The sequence below is a fragment of the Rhizobium sp. TRM95796 genome, assembly GCF_025779995.1.
Classification (GTDB): Bacteria; Pseudomonadota; Alphaproteobacteria; order Rhizobiales; family Rhizobiaceae; genus Rhizobium_E.
In genome coordinates, this window is the sequence record NZ_JAOXHE010000006.1 from 56,048 (window position 1) to 74,211 (window position 18,164).

Genomic DNA, 18,164 nt, shown 5'->3' on the forward strand with positions numbered 1-18,164 from the left:
TCATCAATCGCCGTAGCCGATGATCGATTTGATTTCGAGGAAATCGTGAATGCCGAAATCGGCATATTCGCGACCATTGCCCGATTGCTTGTAGCCGCCGAAGGACGAGAAGACGTCCCAATCCGGATAATTGAGGTAGACCGAACCGGCGCGCATTTCGGCGGCGACGGCGCGGGCATGGGCGATATCGCCGGACTGGATATAGGCTGCGAGGCCGTAGACCGTGTCATTGGCGATATCGATGGCTTCGGCTTCGTCCTTGTAGGGCAGGATCGACAGCACAGGTCCGAAGATTTCCTCACGGGCGATGGTCATGTCGCGGGTCACGCCGCCGAAGATGGTCGGACGGATGTAGTAGCCGCGGTTGAGATGTTCGGGACGACCGGTTCCGCCTGTGACCAGCGTCGCGCCTTCGTCGATGCCCGCCTGGATGAGGCGCTGGATCTTGTCATATTGCAGTTGGCTGACCACGGGGCCGAGATCGGTGTCGGCGGCCTTGGGATCGCCGGTCTTGAAGGCTTCGGCGGCGACTTTGGCGAAACCAAGCGCTTCGTCATGGCGATCGGCCGGCACGAGCATGCGGGTCGGCGCGTCGCAGGACTGGCCGGTGTTGCCGAAGCAGCCTTGAACGCCCTTGGTGACGGCCTCTTCGAGATCGGCGTCGGGCAGGATGATGTTGGCCGATTTGCCGCCGAGTTCCTGGGCGACCCGCTTGACCGTGTCGGCCGCCGTCTTGGCGACGATGATGCCGGCGCGGGTCGAGCCGGTGAAGGAGACCATGTCGACATCGGGATGGCCGGCCATGACCTGGCCGACATTGGGACCATCGCCATTGACGAGGTTGAACACGCCCTTGGGAACGCCGGCCGCATGCATGACTTCGGCGAAGACGATTCCGCTGATCGGGGCGATTTCCGACGGCTTGAGCACGACGGTGCAGCCGGCGGCGATGGCGGGGGCGACCTTGCAGACGATCTGGTTCAGCGGCCAGTTCCACGGCGTGATCAGCGCGCAGACGCCGATCGGCTCCTTCACGACCGTGGTGGTGCCGCGCTTTTCGCTGAAGGAGTAGTCCTCTAGCGCCTTGATGGTGGCTTCCATATGGGCGCGGCCGGCCCAGGCCTGGGCGTCGAGCGCGAAGGACATCGGCGCGCCCATTTCATCCGACACGGCCTTGCCGATATCCTCGAAGCGCTCGTTATAGACCTCGAGGATCTTCTTCAGAAGCGCCAGACGATCGGCGTGGCTGGTCTTGGAAAAGGTCTTGAAGGCGGCCTTCGCGGCGGCGACGGCTTTGTCGACATCGGCCTTCGAGCCGGCGGAAATCTTGGTGTAGGCCTCTTCCGTGGCGGGATTGATCACATCCAGCGTGGCGGGGACGACAGGGGCAACCCATTCGCCGTCGATGTAGAAGAGTTCGTGATTGCTCATGATTGATTTCCTCTTGCTTCAGCTTTCAACCCGCCATCAGCGGGCAGGCCGCCCCGGGACGCAGCGACAGAGCCACGGTCGCGCCCGGTTCGACGATGTTTTGTTCCCCTTGCCGCGGCACATCCACGGACAGCGTCTTGCCCCGGCTCGTTTCGACGCGCAGTCGAAGCGACTTGCCGTGGAACACGACGCTGACCGCCGTTCCTAGCAAATCTCCGGCGCCCGCGTCACGCGAAACGAACAGGTCCTCAGGCCTGACGCCGATTGTGACATCGTCTCCGAGCCTGTTTGTCGACGCCCCATCGGAAGGTATGGTCAAGGTCCAGCCATCGACGTCGACGTCGACCCCAGAAGCGGAGACACCGACCACCCGCGCCGGCAAAAGGTTCATGGTGCCGATAAAGCCGGCGACGAAACGGGTGGCGGGCCGGTCATAGAGTTCGGCGGGAGAAGCGGCCTGCTCTATTCGGCCCTTGTTCATCACCACGATGCGATCGGAGATCGACAGCGCTTCGGTCTGGTCATGGGTGACCATCACGAAAGTCGCGCCGATCTCGTGCTGCAGCCGCTTCAGCTCTACCTGCATCTGCTCGCGCAGATGCGCATCCAGCGCCGACAGCGGCTCGTCGAGCAAGAGAAGTTTGGGCTCGCAGACGATGGCGCGGGCGAGCGCGACGCGCTGGCGCTGGCCGCCGGAGAGCGCGCCAACCCGGGCTTCGGCTTTGTCCGGTAGGCCGACCATCTCCAGCGCCGCCTGAACCTTTTTGCGGCGTTCGGCGGACGGGATCTTTCGCAGCGACAGACCGAAGGCGATATTCTCCGTCACATCCATATGCGGAAACAAAGCGTAGTCCTGAAAGACGGTGTTCACCGGGCGATCATAGGGCCGGAGCGGCGTGATATCGCGCCCTTCGAGCAGCACCGAGCCTGACGTCGGGCTTTCAAAGCCGGCGATCACCCGCAACGTGGTCGTCTTGCCGCAGCCGGACGGCCCGAGCAGGCTCAGAAATTCGCCGGGCGCGATGTCGAGATCGATATCGTCGAGGCCGACCAAGCCGCCGGGAAACACTTTTCGAATCTTGGAGAGCGACAGCAGAGGATCAGCCATTGTCGGCCTCCGGAGGCTTGTTGGTGTTGACCCAGAGGATCTCGGCGCGGACGGCGCCTCTGTTGGTGAAGGCGTGCATCAATGTGCTCTTGAAGGCGAAGCTGTCGCCCTGCTTCAATTGATAGGTTCCGCCATCGATCTCCAGCTCCACATCACCCGTCAGCACATAACCGAATTCATGACCGCTATGGGCATAGGCTTCGGCGGTGCCGCCGCCCGGCTCCACCGTCACCAGCATTCCGGTCAGTTGCGATCCCGGCGGCGAAAGCAGCCATTTGGCGATGCCTTCCGAATGGACCGGCAAAGGGCGGCGCGACTGGGATCGGACGCAATAGAGATCGTTGGCATTGTCGGTCCCCTCGCCGATCAGCGCGCCCGGCTCCACCGACAGCGCCGCCGCCAAGGGCCAGATGACCTTGACGCGCAGGGAGCTCAGACCGCGCTCGATCTGGCTGAGCGCGCCGATCGAAATGCCGGTGCGGGCGGCGAGCTCCGTCAGCGACATGTTGCGCTCGAGCCTGAGCGCGCGCACACGCCTGCCGACGATGACATCGGCTTCCGCCGCATCGCGCATCTGTCTTGCCGTCATCTCTTCCAAGGGCAGGTCCTTTCTGTATGAACGCCGCCGCCCCTGGGGACGGCGGCGACGCGCTGGGCTCAGCCGCCCGCCTTGACCTTCTCGAACATCTTGGCGAGCTGGTCATTCTGCTTCATCGGCCCGGTGAACACCGTGGTCTTGAGCATGTCGTCCGGATTGGACGGCAGTTCAAGCGTCTTGAGCGTCTCGGCCGGAACCGCGGCGAAAGCGGTCTCGGTTGAGGCGCCATAGCCGTAATCCTCGATCAACTTCTTGCCGGATTCGGCTTCGAGGCGGCTGTTGATGAAATCATAGGCCAGATCGACATTCTTGGCGTCCTTCAGCATCACATAGCCGCAGGTCCAGGTCAGCATGCCTTCCTTCGGCTTCATGAACTCCACCGGCACGCCCTGCTTCTTCAGCGCCACGGCCGACGCGTTCCAGGTCATGGCGGCCACTAGTTCGCCGCTCGCCAGCGACTGCTCCACCGAAGTCATGTCGGTTGTGTAGGTGGACATCAGCGGCCGTTGCTCGCGCAGTTTCTCGGCGACCTTGTCGAGATCGGCCGCGCTCATGTCGAAGGGGTTGACGCCGGCAAGAAGGGCGGCGACCAGCGGCGTGTCATGCACGGCGTCGATCGTGGCCATACGACCGGCATATTGCTTGTCCCAGAGCAGCGACCAGCTCTTTTCCGGGTTTTCGACCAAATCGGTTCGGTAGAGAATGGAGGTGTTGCCCCAATCCCAAGGCACCATCCAGACCTTGCCGTCGCCGGCCTGGAGGTCCGGGAGATTGCGGAAGGTCGGGAAGATCTTGTCCCAGTTCTTGATGCGCTTGGTGTCGATCGGCTGCAGCAGGCCTTCCTTGTTCCAGCGGGCGATCTTGTCATAGCAGGGATGGGCGACATCGGGCCGGAAGCCGGCCTTGACCTTGGTGAAGGCGTCGTCGTCATCGCCGAACATCGCATATTCGATCGCATCGGGATGCGCGGCGAGATAGGACTTGCTGAATTCCGGCAGTTCATAGCCGGACCAGGTGAAATAAGACAGCTTGTCGGCGGCCTGCGCCAACCCGCTCGTCGTGATCAGAGCCGCCGCGAGCGCGCCACTCAGGATCTTGGTCAGTCTTCCAGTTTTCATGCGCGTTCTCCTCTTCGTTATTATGATTGGACCATTCACGTCTGGCCGCGCCGGCGGAGCAGTTCCGCAGCGGCGGCGATGGCGATACTCACCGCCAGGATGACGCTACCAAGCGCCATGACCATCGGCAGCGATTTCGGAAAGCGCAGCTGGCTCCAGATGAACAGCGGCAGCGTCTGATCAGAGCCGGCCAGGAAAAATGCGATGATGAATTCGTCGAAGCTGGTCAGGAAAGCCAGCATGAAGGCCGAGCCGATGGCGGAGGCCGAGAGTGGCAGCATGACTTTCCAAAGCACCAGGAATTCCCGCGCGCCGAGATCCTCTGCGGCTTCGGGAATACTGCGGGGGATGTTCTGGAAGCGCGAGCGCATGACCATCACGGTGGTCGGCAGGCCAGCGAGCACATGCCCCGCCACCATGGCCGTCAGCGAGGGGCCGAGGCCGGCGAGATTGACCAGGATGAGCAGCGAAATGCCGAGGATGACGCCGGGAATTAGAATAGGCAGGCGGGCGATGGCCGAGACGAGATTGGCGAAGACCGACTGGCCGAACACATCCATATAGGCGATCGCGCCGCCGCAAAGCGTTGCGAGAAAGGCCGAGGTCAAGCCGACGATCAGGCTGTTGACGACAGCGGCCGCCAGCGCCTCATTGCCGATAAGCGCCTTGTACCAATCGAGCGTGAAGCCCTTAAGCGGGAAAGACGCCTGCACCGCATCGTTGAACGAAAAGAGCGGGATCAGGCAGACCGGCAGATAGAGAAAGACCAGATAGGCCGTGACATACACCCAGAGCAGACCACCGGCGTCGAGACGAGGAGCGCGCGCGGTCATTGGCGGCTCCCATAGCGGCGGTCGACCCAGCGGGCGACGAGGATAAGCGCCAGGATCAGTCCCATCACGGAAACAGCCAGCGCCGCGCCGAACGGCCAGTCATTGGCCTTGCCGAACTGGGCCTGGATCAGCGAGCCGATCATCACGCTTTGCGGACCGCCCACCAGCGCCGGCGTCACATAATCGCCGACGGTGGGCACGAAGACGACGAGCGCGCCGGAGAGAACGCCCGGCATCGAATAAGGAAGCACGATGCGGCGGAAGGCGGTCATGGGCTTAGCGCCGAGATCGGCGGCGGCTTCCAGTAGGGAACGTGGCATCGTGTCGAGCGCAACGAAAATCGGCAGGATCGCGAAAGGCGCATAGGCATGGGCGAGCGTCAGCACCACGGCGGCGGGCGTGTTGAGAAACGCCAGAGACGGCTCGCTGAGCAGGCCGCTGCCGACCAGCGCCGAATTCAAGACGCCGTTGTAGGCGAGCACGACCTTCCAGGCGAAGACCCGCAGCAGATAGCTGGTCCAGAACGGCAGCGTGACCAGAAACAGGATGAGGCTGCGGTGGCGGCCCGCGTAGAAGGCGAGGAAATAGGCGACCGGATAGGCTGTCGCCACGGTCGCCGCCGTCACCAGTCCGGCGATGACCAGGGAGCGCAACGCAACCATGGCATAGAGCGGATCGGTGGCGATGGTGACGTAGTTGGCCAGCGTCGCGCCGGCGCCGGTCAGCGAACCGTCATTGACGCGAAGCGAGAGAAACAGCACCAGCGCCAGCGAAAAGAGGATGAGTACGAAGGCGACGAAGGAGCCGGGCGTCAGCAGCACGGCGCGAAACACCGCACGCGATGCGCCTCCGTGCCGCTCAGTCTCCTCAATCACCGTCATGGCGCCTATCCAAATATGAAATCCGATTCATCATTTTCATTTTTTAGAAAGAGTCAAGCACGCTTCACTGCTCGAGAGCATCCAACATGCGGTACCAGGCAATCATCGCGCCGACGCCGATCTGGCGAAAACGGTGGAAGGGAATGGGCGCGATCGGCGTCAGCGGCAAAGGCAGCCGCTCCGGATCGCCGCTCAGGAGATAGTCGACAAGACGTGGTCCGGACGCGGTCATCAGGCCGACGCCGCGCCCCTGGCAGCCGACCATAGTCACCAGACCCGGCTCGGGCTCGTGCACATGCGGCAGATGATCGAGCGTGACCGCGACGCGACCGAACCAGCGCCGCTCAATCGCCACGCCGCGCAAGGACGGAAACAGGCGAACCAGCGCCCGTTCGAGATGCGCCCAATCCTGTTGGCCGCGCGGCAGGCGCATCGGCCCTCGACCGCCGAGAATGAGCCGGTTGCCGGTGGCGCGGCGGTAATAGACGAGGATGCGCCGGGAATCCGACACCGCCTGCCCGGCCGGCAGGATCGGCCTGAGGTCTTCCTCGGCGATTGGCGCGGTGGCGATCTGCAGGGAATGCAGCGGCACGAGCGTGGCGGCGAGACCCGGGATCAAGCCATCGGAATAGGCGTTGGCGGCCAGCAGCACCTTGCCGGCGCGAATCTCGACCCCATCGGCGAGCCGGGCGATCCAGACATTGTCTCGGCGCGCAAGACTGACGCAACGGCTGTTTTCCCGGATATCGACGCCGGTTTCGCGGACAAGCCGCGCCAATTCCAGCGCGAGCGACAGCGGATTGATCACGCCGGCGCGGCGGTCGTGAAAGCCGCCGAGATAGTTGTCGGCGCCGATTGCGGACTGGATGCCCTTTGCATCCAGCATCTCGACCTGATCGCTGTAGCCGCGCCATTGTTTGTAGCGCGCAGTCGCGGCGGCCAGAGCTTTTTCCGTATGGCAGGCCTGAATCCAGCCCGAACGCGAACGTGGGACATCGAGCTTTTCACGGTCGATGAGATCGAAGACGGCGTCCGCCGTGCGCGAGACGAAATCGACGACCGCAGCGCCGCGCTTTTCGCCGAAATGCCTGAGAAGCCAATCCGGATCATATTTGAGCCCGGGGATGACCTGGCCGCCATTCAACCCGCTTGCGCCGTCGCCGATCCGACCGGCATCCACCAGGCATACGCCGAGACCCTGGCGCGCGGCGTGGAGGGCGGCGGTCAGCCCGCAAAAGCCCCCGCCAATCACCAGAAGATCGACGGCGCCTTGATCGACTTTGGTTTTCGGCATGTTTTGCCGCCGCGCTTCATAGGACCAGACCGGATCGTTGGTCAGCATCATCCCGCCCCTGTTTTCAAGTCTTCATCAGCATATCGCCGAAAAATGAAATTGGAACAGGAATTTTCATTTATTTGAAGCGCGCCATCAACCGGTGCCGATCTCCGTCAGCGGGCGATAGCCCGCCTTTAGCGCAGCGAGAATGGGCGCCGGCGTCAGCGGCTGGACCTCGCTTTCGGGATTGCAGGCGCTCGCGGGACCGTAGCCGGCATGGCTCCAGGGATGAAGCCTGTTATTCCAGAGGAGATGCGGCGCCTGGCGATGGAGAACGAAGGCGCCGTCCGGCAGATCTGAGATATTTCCAACGTCCGCCGCTGCATCTCGCGGCAGACGCGCCTGATGCAGGATCTGATCCATCGCGGGCGCCGAAAGAGTACGCACACTGACATCAAGCCCCTCCGCCAATGCTGCACGGAACGCATTGTAGGCCGGGCGGCGGCAGAGCGCACAGGGACGATGACCCGCTGACAGAGCCACCGCTTCGTCGAGAAAAAACAGCGGCGTGTAATGGCCCCTCTGGTCGAAGGTCACCCGATAGCCCGAAGACCGGGGTTCAAGCGTGCAGCTGATCCAGGCTCTGCTCCGCCAGGTCTTGGCGATGCGGCCTTCCCTGTCATGCAGATCGCCACGATTGCCCATGAGCAGACCCCGCGCCGGCGACGCCTCGAAGGTTCCGAAGGGCGTCACGCGGTTGGCGCGGGGCATCAGGTCACCAGCCTTCGTCGAGAACGCGGGCGAGCATGTCGACGAAATAGTCGGCGCTGGCCTTGGACAGGCACATCGGCGGCTTGATCTTCAACACGTTGAGGTGATCGCCGGTCGGCTGCATGATCACGCCGAGTTCGAGCAGGCGGTCGCAGATCCGCGCCGTCTCGACCGTCGCGGGCGCGAGCGTCTGCCGGTCGCGGACGAATTCCAGGCCGAGATAGAGGCCCATGCCATGGACAGCGCCGACGAGATCGAAACGCTGGCCGAGCGCCTCCAGCCGGGCCTTGAGATGATCGCCCACCTCACGCGCATTGTCCTGCAGTTTTTCCTCGAACAGCGCGTCGAGCACGGTCATGCCGACCACGCATGACACCGGGCTGCCGCCGGCGGAGGAGAAGAAATAACCTTCTTTCTCCAGACTGTCGGCAATGGCGCGGCTGGTGATGACGGCGCCCAGAGGATGACCGTTGCCCATGCCCTTGGCGATGGTGATGATATCTGGCGTGACGCCCTGCTCCTCAAAACCCCAGAAGTAATGGCCGAGACGACCGAAACCGACCTGCACCTCGTCGGCGATGGTCACGCCGCCCCGGGCGCGGACCATCTCGTAGACGGCCTTGAGATAGCCTTTGGGCAGCGGAATACCGCCGGAATTGCCATAGACGCTTTCGCAGATGAAGCCCGCCAGGGCCTCACCTTTTTCGTCCAGCCGTTTGAGCGCCTTTTCCACTTCGGCGACATAACCGGGGGCGGAATCCGATCCCCGATAGGGGCCGCGATAGGTGTTGGGCGAGGTGACAGCGTGGACCCAGGAGGGACGCGTGGTCAGCGCGTGCGGATTATCCGCGATCGAGGTCGAGACAGCGTCGGAGGCGACCGTCCAGCCATGATAGGCCTCGAGCAGGCAGAGCATGTTGCGCGCGCCGGAATGCGCCCAGGCAAGCCGGAGCGCGAGATCGTTGGCCTCCGATCCGGAATTGACGAGGAAGACCGTGTCAAGACGTTCGGGCGCGAGATCGACCAGGCGTTTGGAAAAATCAGCGATCCCGGCATAGTGGAAGCGGGAATTGGTGTTGAGCAGGCTCCATTGCCGCGCCACCGCCGCCGAGAGCTTCTCGTGGCCATGACCGAGGATGGCGACATTGTTGACCATGTCGAGATAGGCGCGGCCATTGGTGCCGTACATCTGCTCGCGCCAGCCGCGTTCGATCTGCGGCGGGTTCTGGTAATAGTTCTTCTGCGGCTTGGCGAAATGCGCCTGACGCACCGCCATCAGATCATCGTTGGCCAACTCCGGCGCGTCCAGATCCATGCCCAGAAGCGCAGATGGCGACGGGCAGAGATGTTTCCAGGCGGTCGCCTGATGGTCGGCGACAAAAGCCTGCGGCTTTATCTCGCCGAGGCGGCTCAACTGGATGCCGATCACGCCGCCTTCGACGACAGCGGCGATCGCCTCTCCGGTCCGGACCGTCCCGCCGATGGGCGCCAGCGGCTCGGCGCCGGTCAGCCACAGCGTGAGATCCTGCCCAATAAAGGCCAACACCCCCTCGGACTGGACGAGGCTACCGGCGAAGGGCGCCTGAAGGCGCGCGCCCTTGGGAGCTGCGAGATCCACGCCGAGCGCTGTCGATGCCGGCGCCTGCGGCGCGTGATGGGTCGCGCGGCTGAGGCGGCGTTCGCCGTAGCAGGTGGCTGCGAAGCCGGTTTCTGCTGCGGCCTCCGTCAGCAACCGCCGATCGATATCGGCTTCCAGCCAGTTGCCGGAACGGTAGACCTCGGAGAGCGGATCGAGCCGGAGCACGGTCACCGTGGCGGCATCGACCTGTTCGAGAAGCGGCGCCACGTCGGACGCCGGGGCCGCCGGCAAGGCGCCGACGGCGTCGAGGATAGCCGCCTGCACCACCGCGATGGGCAGGCTGACGGCGACGCGAAGGATCTCGCGTTCATGATCGATATTGCCGGCGACATAGGCGTTGTCGGGCTCCACCGCCAATTGCTGTTCGCCCGAAGCGGCCAGGACGCAGGCGCGCTGCACGATCAGCGGCCAGAGCGCCCGCAATTCGCTGTCTGTCAGTGGATAGGCCGCATGGAAAGCCTCGACCGCAGGCAGAATGAAGAAGGGATCGCCAGCAGCGTGATGCAGGAGCGAGGAGCAGGTGACCGCGAGATCGCCGACCACCCAGCCGCGCATGAGATCGCCGAAATCGATCACGCCGACAGGAACCGGATGACCGTCATCCCCGATGCGGGCGACGACATTGTCGTCGGTCACGTCGTGATGCACGGCCTGCAGCCTGAGTTTGTCGCGCAACGGGGCGAGATGCGCCTCGGCGGCCTCCGTCCCCGTCAGCACTGCGGCGCGACGGGCGGGATCGGGAATAGCCGACGCCATCGCGAGCGTGACGCTGTGGGCGGCGCGCATGTCCCATTGCAGAGCGCGGTCCAGGCCGGGGTGGTCGAAATCGGCGAGCGTCGCCGCCACCTCCGCCGAAACGCGACCCAGCGCGCGTCGCGTCTTGTTCGACAGATGCTTGCGGCGGGTCAGCGGTTCGCCTTCGAGATAGGTCAGCAGGCGGGCGCGGCAAGCCTGATCTCCTATGACAAGTTGCAATATTTCAGCGCCCGACCCCGCTGCGACCGGCTGCGGCGCTTCAAAGCCTTGGGCTTTGGCTGCTATGACGCGCATCGCCTCGTTCTGGGCCTCGAGTTCGGTGAGCGAATACTCCGCGCGGGAGATTTTCAGCACGAAGGCGTCGCCGGCCTCAGTCCGAATGCGGAAATTGCGATCCTGCTGGCTGCCGAGTTCGACGATCCGCCCTTCTAGGCCATAGTCGTCTCGCAAAATCGCGGCCGCCTGCTCGATGCTGACGTCAGGCCGCGGAAGATCTGCGCGTTGGGCGGCGTTCTGATGGGTCATGGGCGTTTCTCCCGAGCAAGACGACATGGCCTGGTTTCTTAATCGCTGGAATGATTTAGAGCAATCGTCATGACGCCGCCGGCCTTGCCAGACATGCCGCGTCCCCTTAAATGAAAGCCGGCGGGCAGTCGCGCCGGTTTGGAACTCAGCGCCTGATGGAAAAGTCTCCCAGCCGCAGACGCGGAACCCTGTTTTTCTGGTTCGCACTCGCAGTGATCGCCGGCGCGATCGGCGCGACGGTTCTGCTTGCGAGGGACGGCGCCAATCTGAGGCGGATGCTCGACGCGCTGGGGATTTCATCCCCGCCGCAAACGACCGGCGTCGAGACCTCTTCCACCAAGACCAAACGACTACGCAATCTTGCCATTCCGCTCGATCCCATCGTCTTTCTTCGTGAGATGAAGGACGCGGAAAGCGCGTTTCTCCGGCGCCTCACCATCGACGGCAAGGCGCTTTGCCAAGGCTTTTCCGACGCCGGCTTTGCGATGAGCGGCTGGGCGCCGGGCGTCTTCACCAGCAAGACCTATGAATGCTGGGGGGAACAGGTGTTCGGCGCGGACGGTCCGCCGGACAAGCAATCCAGCTTCTTCCTGATGGTCAAAGGCCGGCCGGACGGCGAACTTCTGTCGGCGCGCGTCAAATTCATCTTCACCACGCCGGAAATGCGCGCGCGGATGACCAAGGAGGCGGCGCGAATGCTCGCGCTCCTCGCGGAGAAGACCCGCTGGGGCGATCTCGCCGACCATGCGCGCGACATCAATGCGCTGAAGCCGTTTTCACTCGACGCCTTCGGTCTCAGGGTGAAATTTTCCAACGAGTTCAGCGGTCCCGGTCGCTATAATCTCGTCGTGTCGCGCGACGGCGCCCTGACCGAGGCCGAAAAGCGCACAAGGCGTTTCTTCGACCGGACGGTCTATCTGCCGCTGCCGGCGGATTTGACGGACAAGACCGCAGCGGCGGACAACAGTGAGACGAAACCAGAGCCATGACCGACTTCACTCCCCTGCAATCGCTGATCGGCGGCGGCCTGATCGGCCTGTCCGCGGTTCTGCTGATGGCCTTTCATGGCCGCATCGCCGGCATGACCGGCCTTCTCGCCGGCGTCCTGCCGCCTCTGTCGGCTGACTGGCCGTGGCGAGCGGCGTTTCTCGCCGGCGCGGCGCTGTCGCCGATCCTCTGGCTCAAGGGCGGCGGCGAGATCGGCTTCGCCTCCCCGGCCATGCCCTGGGCGCTTGCGGCCGGCGGCTTCACCGTCGGCCTCGGCGTGGTGCTGGGCGGCGGCTGCCCCTCGGGACATGGCGTCTGCGGCATCGCCCGTTTTTCGAAACGCTCCGCCGTCGCCACGCTGACCTTCATGGCGACGGCCTTTCTCAGCGTCTTCGTCATCCGTCATCTGATCGGAGCGGTATAATGAGAGAACTACTCGCCCTCGTCTTCGGCGCGATCTTCGGCCTGGGCATCGCGATTTCCGGCATGATCAACCCGGCCAAGGTGATGAACTTCTTCGATATCTACGGGACCTGGGATCCGAGCCTGGCCTTCGTGATGATCGGCGCGCTCGCGGTGGCCATTCCCGGCTATGCGCTGATTTTCCGGATGCGCCGCGCGCCCGTTCTCAACGCGCAATTCGCCCAGCCGACCAAGACGGCGCTCGACCGCAGGCTGATCGGCGGGGCGGCGCTGTTCGGGCTCGGCTGGGGTGCAGCCGGCTTCTGCCCCGGTGGCGCCATTCCGGCCATCGGTCTGGGCGAAGCCTCGGTGTACATCTTCCTGCTGGCGATGATCGCCGGGATGATGGCGATGCGCCAGATCCTCGCTCGGCTGGATTGACCCGGGATCAGCGATGCATGCGAGCGCCCTTGGAGATCTTGTCGGCGATCTTCTTGGGCGCGCGATAGCCGAGGCCGACGAATTTGGCGTCATCGGCGCCGAATTCCGAAAAGACGGCGCGGTTGGCGGCGTCGTGGCCGGTCGAGAACATCTCTTCGATATAGGCCGATCCCTCGATGCCCTGTTCTTTCATCCGCGCCGCCGCCTTGCGGATCGTCTCGCCATCGGCTTCGAGCACGATGACCGGCTGGCCGCTAATGGGCAGGAACCGCCTGTTGTCGCGGTCGAGATAGGGCTCGCCGATAATCTCCGGCGTCCCCGCCGTCACGCCGCTCATCAGAAAGGCGGCGACATTCAGCGCTTGCCAGGACGGCAGGTCCTCGCGCAGGATCAGGACGATTTTGGTGTCGAACATGGGTGCTCCCTTGGCTGGCAATGAAGACTGGCGCTTAGCAAGGGCGGAGACCCCCGGTCTTGAACGTCTGTGCGCGGAAGGCGATCACATTCGCCGCGCGCCCGACGCCGGGGCGCTCGAGCGCATCGAGGTGGTGATGTCGCGCTTCACCTATGCGGCGCATCGCCATGACAGCTATGCGCTGGGGCTGACGATCCGCGGCGCGCAGACATTCGCCTATCGGGGCGAGCGCCGCGTCAGCCTGCCCGGCCAGTGGCTGGCGCTGCATCCCGACGAACTGCATGACGGCCAGGCCGGCGACGAGGCGGGCCTGCGCTACCGCATGCTCTATCTGGAGCCGTCGAGGCTCTATGACGCGCTGCCCGAGGGCATCAGGTCACTGCCCTTCCTCAAGCAGCCGGTCGGCGATGATCCGGCCGTGGCGCGCTTGCTCGCAGGACTTCTCGGCGGCATGGAGGACGACATCGACCCGCTCGCGCTCGACGGCTGTCTCGGTGAACTCGCCGCAAGGCTGGCGGCGCTGGGGGGATTGGTCAAGGGTCCCGGCAAGACGTCGCCCGATATGCGGCGCATCCGGGATTATCTGATCGCGCATACGTTCGAGCCGGTTACGTCCGAGGATCTCGAGCGCGTTTCGGGGCTCGACCGCTACCAGATCGCCCGCGCCTTTCGCCGGGTGCATGGATCGAGCCCGCACCGGTTTCTGGTCATGCGGCGGCTGCAGGCAGCGCGCAAGCGTATCGGCGAGGGCGCGAAAATTGCCGATGTCGCGGCCGAAACAGGTTTCGCGGATCAGGCGCATCTGACCCGCTGGTTTCGCAGCGCCTATGGCACGACGCCGGGACGCTGGGCGCAAATGGCGGCGCGGAAGGCCTGACGCGCCAAACATTTGCGGCCTCCGCCCTTCCCTTTGCCAAAAAAACCGCCTAAGACAGCGCCCATCATGGATCGCGCGCGGCTTTGGATCATATCGCGAATTATTAGCCCGGCCTTTGCAGCCTGACCGGCGAGAGCAAAGGTCCGGGACTTCTGGCGTTTGCGCCACTCCAATCCACGATAGTTCCCATTTTTCGCAGGCGCTGTCCGCCCCTCCCCCGCGACCGGGCGCGAGCGCATAAGACGGTATGACGATGAACGACACCGCAGACAAGAACGACTATTCCTCGACGCTTTTTCTCCCGCAGACGGATTTTCCCATGCGCGCCGGCCTGCCGCAGAAGGAGCCGGAGATCGCCAAGCGCTGGAAGGAGCAGGATCTCTACAAGCAGTTGCGCGCCTCCGCCGCCGGCCGGCAGAAATTCGTGCTGCATGACGGCCCGCCCTACGCCAACGGCAATATCCATATCGGCCATGCGCTCAACAAGGTGCTGAAGGATGTCATCACCCGCTCGTTCCAGATGCGCGGCTACGACGCCAATTACGTGCCGGGCTGGGATTGCCACGGCCTGCCGATCGAATGGAAGATCGAGGAAAAGTACCGCGAAAAGGGCAAGGACAAGAACGAGGTCCCGGTCAACGAATTCCGCCGCGAATGCCGCGACTTCGCGCAGGGCTGGATCAATGTCCAGTCGGAAGAATTCCGCCGCCTCGGCATCGAAGGCGATTTCGACAATCCCTACACGACCATGAACTATCATTCCGAAGCCCGCATCGCCGGCGAGCTTCTGAAGATCGCCATGTCGGGCCAGCTCTATCGCGGCTCCAAGCCGATCATGTGGTCGGTGGTCGAGCGCACGGCGCTTGCGGAAGCCGAGGTCGAATATCACGAGGTCGAAAGCGATACAATCTGGGTGAAGTTCCCGGTCGTCGAAGACATTCGCCGTGCTCCAGTAGTCGATGGAAAGTTTGAATTACCGGAGTCTCTTGCTGGCGTGGCCTCCGTCGTCATCTGGACCACCACGCCCTGGACCATTCCGGGCAACCGCGCCATCTCTTTCTCGTCCCGCATCGAATACGGCCTGTATGAAGTTACGGCGGCCGCCAACGATTTCGGTCCGCAGCCGGGCGAAAAACTGATCTTCGCCGATAAGCTGGCGGCGGAGGCCTTTGCCAAGGCCAAGCTCGAATTCACCCGCCTGCGCGGCGTGAGCGGCGATGAACTTGCCGCCATCACCTGCAGCCATCCGCTCGCCTCACTCGGCTACGACTTCGCCGTGCCCCTGCTCGACGGCGACCATGTCACCGACGACGCCGGCACCGGTTTCGTGCACACCGCGCCGAGCCATGGCCGCGAAGACTTCGACGCCTGGATGGCCAATGCCCGGGCGCTGGAAGCGCGCGGCATCTCGTCCAAGATCCCCTTCACCGTCGGCGACGACGGCTTCTACACCGATGAAGCCCCCGGTTTCGGCCCCTCGGCCGAAGGCGGCGCGGCCCGCGTCATGGACGACAACGGCAAGAAGGGCGACGCCAACAAGCGCGTCATCGAGGCGCTGATCGCCGCAAACAACCTCTTTGCCCGCGGCCGCATCAAGCATGACTATCCGCATAGCTGGCGCTCCAAGAAGCCGGTGATCTTCCGCAACACGCCGCAATGGTTCGTCTATATGGACAAGGACCTCGGCGATGGCGCAACGCTGCGCTCGCGCGCGCTCAACGCCATCGACCAGACCCGCTTCGTGCCGGCGGGCGGCCAGAACCGTCTGCGCGCCATGATCGAGCAGCGTCCCGATTGGGTTCTGTCGCGCCAGCGCGCCTGGGGCGTGCCGATCTGCGTCTTCGCCGACAAGGACGGCAATGTCTTGAAGGACGAGGCGGTCAACGCCCGCATTCTGGAAGCCTTCGAGACCGAAGGCGCCGACGCCTGGTTCGCCGAGGGCGCCAAGGAGCGCTTCCTGGGCTCCGAGCATGACGGCGAGACGTGGCAGATGGTCACCGACATTCTCGACGTCTGGTTCGATTCTGGCTCGACGCACACCTTTACGCTCGAAGACCGTCCGGACCTGAAATGGCCCGCCGACGTCTATCTCGAAGGCTCGGACCAGCATCGCGGCTGGTTCCATTCCTCGCTGCTCGAAAGCTGCGCCACGCGCGGCCGCGCGCCCTATGACACGGTCATCACCCATGGCTTCACCATGGCCGAAGACGGCCGCAAGATGTCGAAGTCGCTCGGCAACACCGTGACGCCGCAGGAAGTGATGGGCCAGTCGGGCGCCGATATCCTGCGCCTCTGGGTGATGAACACCGATTACTGGGAAGACCAGCGTCTCGGCAAGACGATCATCCAGACCAATATTGACGCCTATCGCAAGATCCGCAACACGATCCGCTGGATGCTCGGCACGCTCGCCCATGACAAGGGCGAGGACATCGCTTACGCCGAGCTGCCGGAACTCGAAAAGCTGATGCTGCATCGCCTCGCCGAACTCGATGCGGTGGTGCGCCAGGGCTATGACGAATTCGACTTCAAGCGCATCGTCCGCTCGCTGTCGGATTTCGCCAATGTCGAATTGTCGGCCTTCTATTTCGATATCCGCAAGGACACGCTCTATTGCGACGCGCCGTCGAGCCCGAAGCGCTGCTCGGCCCTGTTCGTCATCCGCAAGCTGTTCGACTGCCTGGTCACCTGGTTTGCGCCGATGATGCCCTTCACCATGGAAGAGGCCTGGCTGTCGCGCGATCCCTCGGCTCAATCGGTGCATCTCGAACAGTTCCCGGCGATCCCGGCCGACTGGTCGAACGAGGCGCTGGCCGAGAAGTGGAAGAAGGTGCGCGCGGTGCGCCGCGCCGTCACAGGCGCGCTGGAGATCGAACGCAAGGACAAGCGCATCGGCTCCTCGCTCGAAGCGGCCCCCGTCGTCCATATCGCCGACGCCGAGCTGATGGCGGCGCTGGACGGGCTGGACTTCGCTGAGATCTGCATCACCTCCGACATTGCGCTCGTGACGGGCGAAGGCCCCGCCGACGCCTTCCGTTCGGAAGACGTGGCTCAGGTGTCCGTGGAGCCCAAGCGGGCGGAAGGGGTCAAATGCGCCCGCTCCTGGAAGATCACCCGCGATGTCGGCTCCGATCCCGATTATCCGGATGTGTCGGCGCGCGATGCGCAGGCGCTCCGCGAACTGGCCGCGCTCAACGGCTGATCACGACTCGAAACGGCGCCTCCGGGCGCCGTTTTCCGTAGAGGACAACGGCCTTGCGAGTTGACAGGATGCAATTCCGGATCGGAATCATTTGCGCTTGCGGCCCATCTCCGGTAAAAGCTGCCTGAAAATGGCCGGAATTTTCGTTAAACCGACTATTCCACACCACTTCCAATGAGCATCTTTCGCCGGAAAGGCTTGGACGGCATGACAAAGTTGTATCGCGTGGCTGGCGCATTTGCGGCGCTTTCCCTTATCGGGCTGGCGGCGTCCGGCTGCATGGGGCCGACCTACGGCACGGGAAAGTCGTCCAATGAACAGCTGTTCGACGACCTCGGCGACGCGATTTCGCTCAGGCCGCAGAAACAGCCCGATCTCGCCTACCAGCCGCGCGGCCAGCTGGTGAAGCCCAGCAACGTCAATGCGCTGGTGGAGCCGGAAAAGAACATCGCCACCAAGGACAATCCGCAATGGGTGGAAAGCCCCGAGGAGCTGCGCAAGCGCCTGCGCGCCGAGGCCGACGCCAATGCCGACAATTCGAGCTACCGCTCGCCGATCGCCGTATCGACCGCCAATGGCCAGGGCTTGTCTCCCGAGCAGCAGCGACAGGCGTTCCGCGAAGCCCGCAAGATCCAGGATGGCCGCTATTCCGACCAGCGCCGCTTCATGAGCGATCCGCCGCTCGACTATCGCCGCGTCGACGATCCCTCCAAGCTGACGGATCTCGGCACGCCGGAAGCCAAGAAGGAAAAGGAACGCAAGAAGGAGGCCGAGATTGCCGGCAGCGGCAAGAAATGGTGGCAGGTGTTCGACTGACGGAAAGCGGCCTTCGGGCCGTTTTTTTTGCGTCGAAACCTATGCAGCCGCTCGTAAATTTCCCGAGACCGTTCATTCAATGTTTACG

Annotated in this window: 16 protein-coding genes; 6 read left to right on the forward strand and 10 right to left on the reverse strand. The window is 63.7% G+C overall.

The genetic code is table 11. The annotated features are described in order from the left end of the window. Positions 1–3: 3 nt before the first annotated feature. The 9 genes from OCK01_RS14385 to OCK01_RS14425 all read right to left on the reverse strand — a co-directional run bounded on the left by OCK01_RS14385 (position 4) and on the right by OCK01_RS14425 (position 10,936). Positions 4–1,431: an aldehyde dehydrogenase family protein gene (locus OCK01_RS14385; protein WP_263824528.1), complete on the reverse strand. Its 1,428-nt coding sequence runs from the start codon at positions 1,429–1,431 to the stop codon at positions 4–6. 25 nt (positions 1,432–1,456) lie between these two features. After that, positions 1,457–2,539, reverse strand: coding sequence for an ABC transporter ATP-binding protein (locus OCK01_RS14390; protein ID WP_263824529.1), 1,083 nt, complete (start codon positions 2,537–2,539; stop codon positions 1,457–1,459). Beyond that, complete coding sequence (locus OCK01_RS14395; protein ID WP_412179020.1) at positions 2,532–3,128, reverse strand: cupin domain-containing protein; 597 nt, start codon at positions 3,126–3,128, stop codon at positions 2,532–2,534. The genes OCK01_RS14390 and OCK01_RS14395 overlap by 8 nt, the downstream gene beginning before the upstream one ends. A 68-nt stretch (positions 3,129–3,196) precedes the next feature. Further along, complete coding sequence (locus OCK01_RS14400; RefSeq protein ID WP_263824530.1) at positions 3,197–4,255, reverse strand: ABC transporter substrate-binding protein; 1,059 nt, start codon at positions 4,253–4,255, stop codon at positions 3,197–3,199. Between the two features lie 35 nt (positions 4,256–4,290). Further along, positions 4,291–5,088 carry an ABC transporter permease gene (locus OCK01_RS14405; RefSeq protein ID WP_263824531.1) on the reverse strand — a complete coding sequence of 266 codons (798 nt, stop codon included), beginning with the start codon at positions 5,086–5,088 and terminating at the stop codon, positions 4,291–4,293. Beyond that, entirely contained in the window at positions 5,085–5,969 is an 885-nt protein-coding gene (locus tag OCK01_RS14410) for an ABC transporter permease (protein ID WP_263824532.1), read from the reverse strand. Before OCK01_RS14410 ends, OCK01_RS14405 begins: the two co-directional genes overlap by 4 nt. Positions 5,970–6,033: 64 nt before the next feature. Then, positions 6,034–7,311, reverse strand: a complete 1,278-nt coding sequence (locus OCK01_RS14415) for an NAD(P)/FAD-dependent oxidoreductase (RefSeq protein WP_263824533.1) — start codon at positions 7,309–7,311, stop codon at positions 6,034–6,036. An 87-nt stretch (positions 7,312–7,398) separates the two neighbouring features. After that, positions 7,399–8,016 carry a hypothetical protein gene (locus OCK01_RS14420; protein WP_263824534.1) on the reverse strand — a complete coding sequence of 206 codons (618 nt, stop codon included), beginning with the start codon at positions 8,014–8,016 and terminating at the stop codon, positions 7,399–7,401. Between the two features lie 4 nt (positions 8,017–8,020). Further along, positions 8,021–10,936 carry an aminotransferase gene (locus OCK01_RS14425; RefSeq protein WP_263824535.1) on the reverse strand — a complete coding sequence of 972 codons (2,916 nt, stop codon included), beginning with the start codon at positions 10,934–10,936 and terminating at the stop codon, positions 8,021–8,023. 155 nt (positions 10,937–11,091) lie between these two features. Here OCK01_RS14425 and OCK01_RS14430 point away from each other — a divergent pair, with 155 nt between their 5' ends. From OCK01_RS14430 to OCK01_RS14440, 3 genes are read left to right on the forward strand one after another with little or no spacing between them, the layout of a single operon-like run. Next, positions 11,092–11,925 (forward strand): DUF6030 family protein, encoded by an 834-nt coding sequence (locus OCK01_RS14430; protein WP_263824536.1) that lies wholly within the window; start codon positions 11,092–11,094, stop codon positions 11,923–11,925. Next, a complete protein-coding gene (locus OCK01_RS14435; protein WP_263824537.1) occupies positions 11,922–12,347 on the forward strand; it encodes a YeeE/YedE family protein in 426 nt (141 codons plus the stop codon). The genes OCK01_RS14430 and OCK01_RS14435 overlap by 4 nt, the downstream gene beginning before the upstream one ends. After that, positions 12,347–12,766: a YeeE/YedE family protein gene (locus OCK01_RS14440; protein WP_263824538.1), complete on the forward strand. Its 420-nt coding sequence runs from the start codon at positions 12,347–12,349 to the stop codon at positions 12,764–12,766. Before OCK01_RS14435 ends, OCK01_RS14440 begins: the two co-directional genes overlap by 1 nt. Positions 12,767–12,773: 7 nt before the next feature. Here the strand turns inward: OCK01_RS14440 and OCK01_RS14445 are convergent, their stop codons facing one another. Continuing rightward, a complete protein-coding gene (locus OCK01_RS14445) occupies positions 12,774–13,181 on the reverse strand; it encodes a DUF2000 family protein (RefSeq protein ID WP_263824539.1) in 408 nt (135 codons plus the stop codon). Between OCK01_RS14445 and OCK01_RS14450 the strand changes: the two genes are divergently transcribed. The 3 genes from OCK01_RS14450 to OCK01_RS14460 all read left to right on the forward strand — a co-directional run bounded on the left by OCK01_RS14450 (position 13,180) and on the right by OCK01_RS14460 (position 18,076). After that, positions 13,180–14,058, forward strand: a complete 879-nt coding sequence (locus tag OCK01_RS14450) for an AraC family transcriptional regulator (RefSeq protein ID WP_263824540.1) — start codon at positions 13,180–13,182, stop codon at positions 14,056–14,058. The two genes, OCK01_RS14445 and OCK01_RS14450, sit on opposite strands and share 2 nt — an antisense overlap. A gap of 253 nt (positions 14,059–14,311) precedes the next feature. Beyond that, entirely contained in the window at positions 14,312–17,260 is a 2,949-nt protein-coding gene (gene ileS / locus OCK01_RS14455; RefSeq protein ID WP_263824541.1) for an isoleucine--tRNA ligase, read from the forward strand. 207 nt (positions 17,261–17,467) lie between these two features. After that, positions 17,468–18,076: a hypothetical protein gene (locus tag OCK01_RS14460; protein ID WP_182827375.1), complete on the forward strand. Its 609-nt coding sequence runs from the start codon at positions 17,468–17,470 to the stop codon at positions 18,074–18,076. The last annotated feature ends 88 nt before the right edge of the window (positions 18,077–18,164 follow it).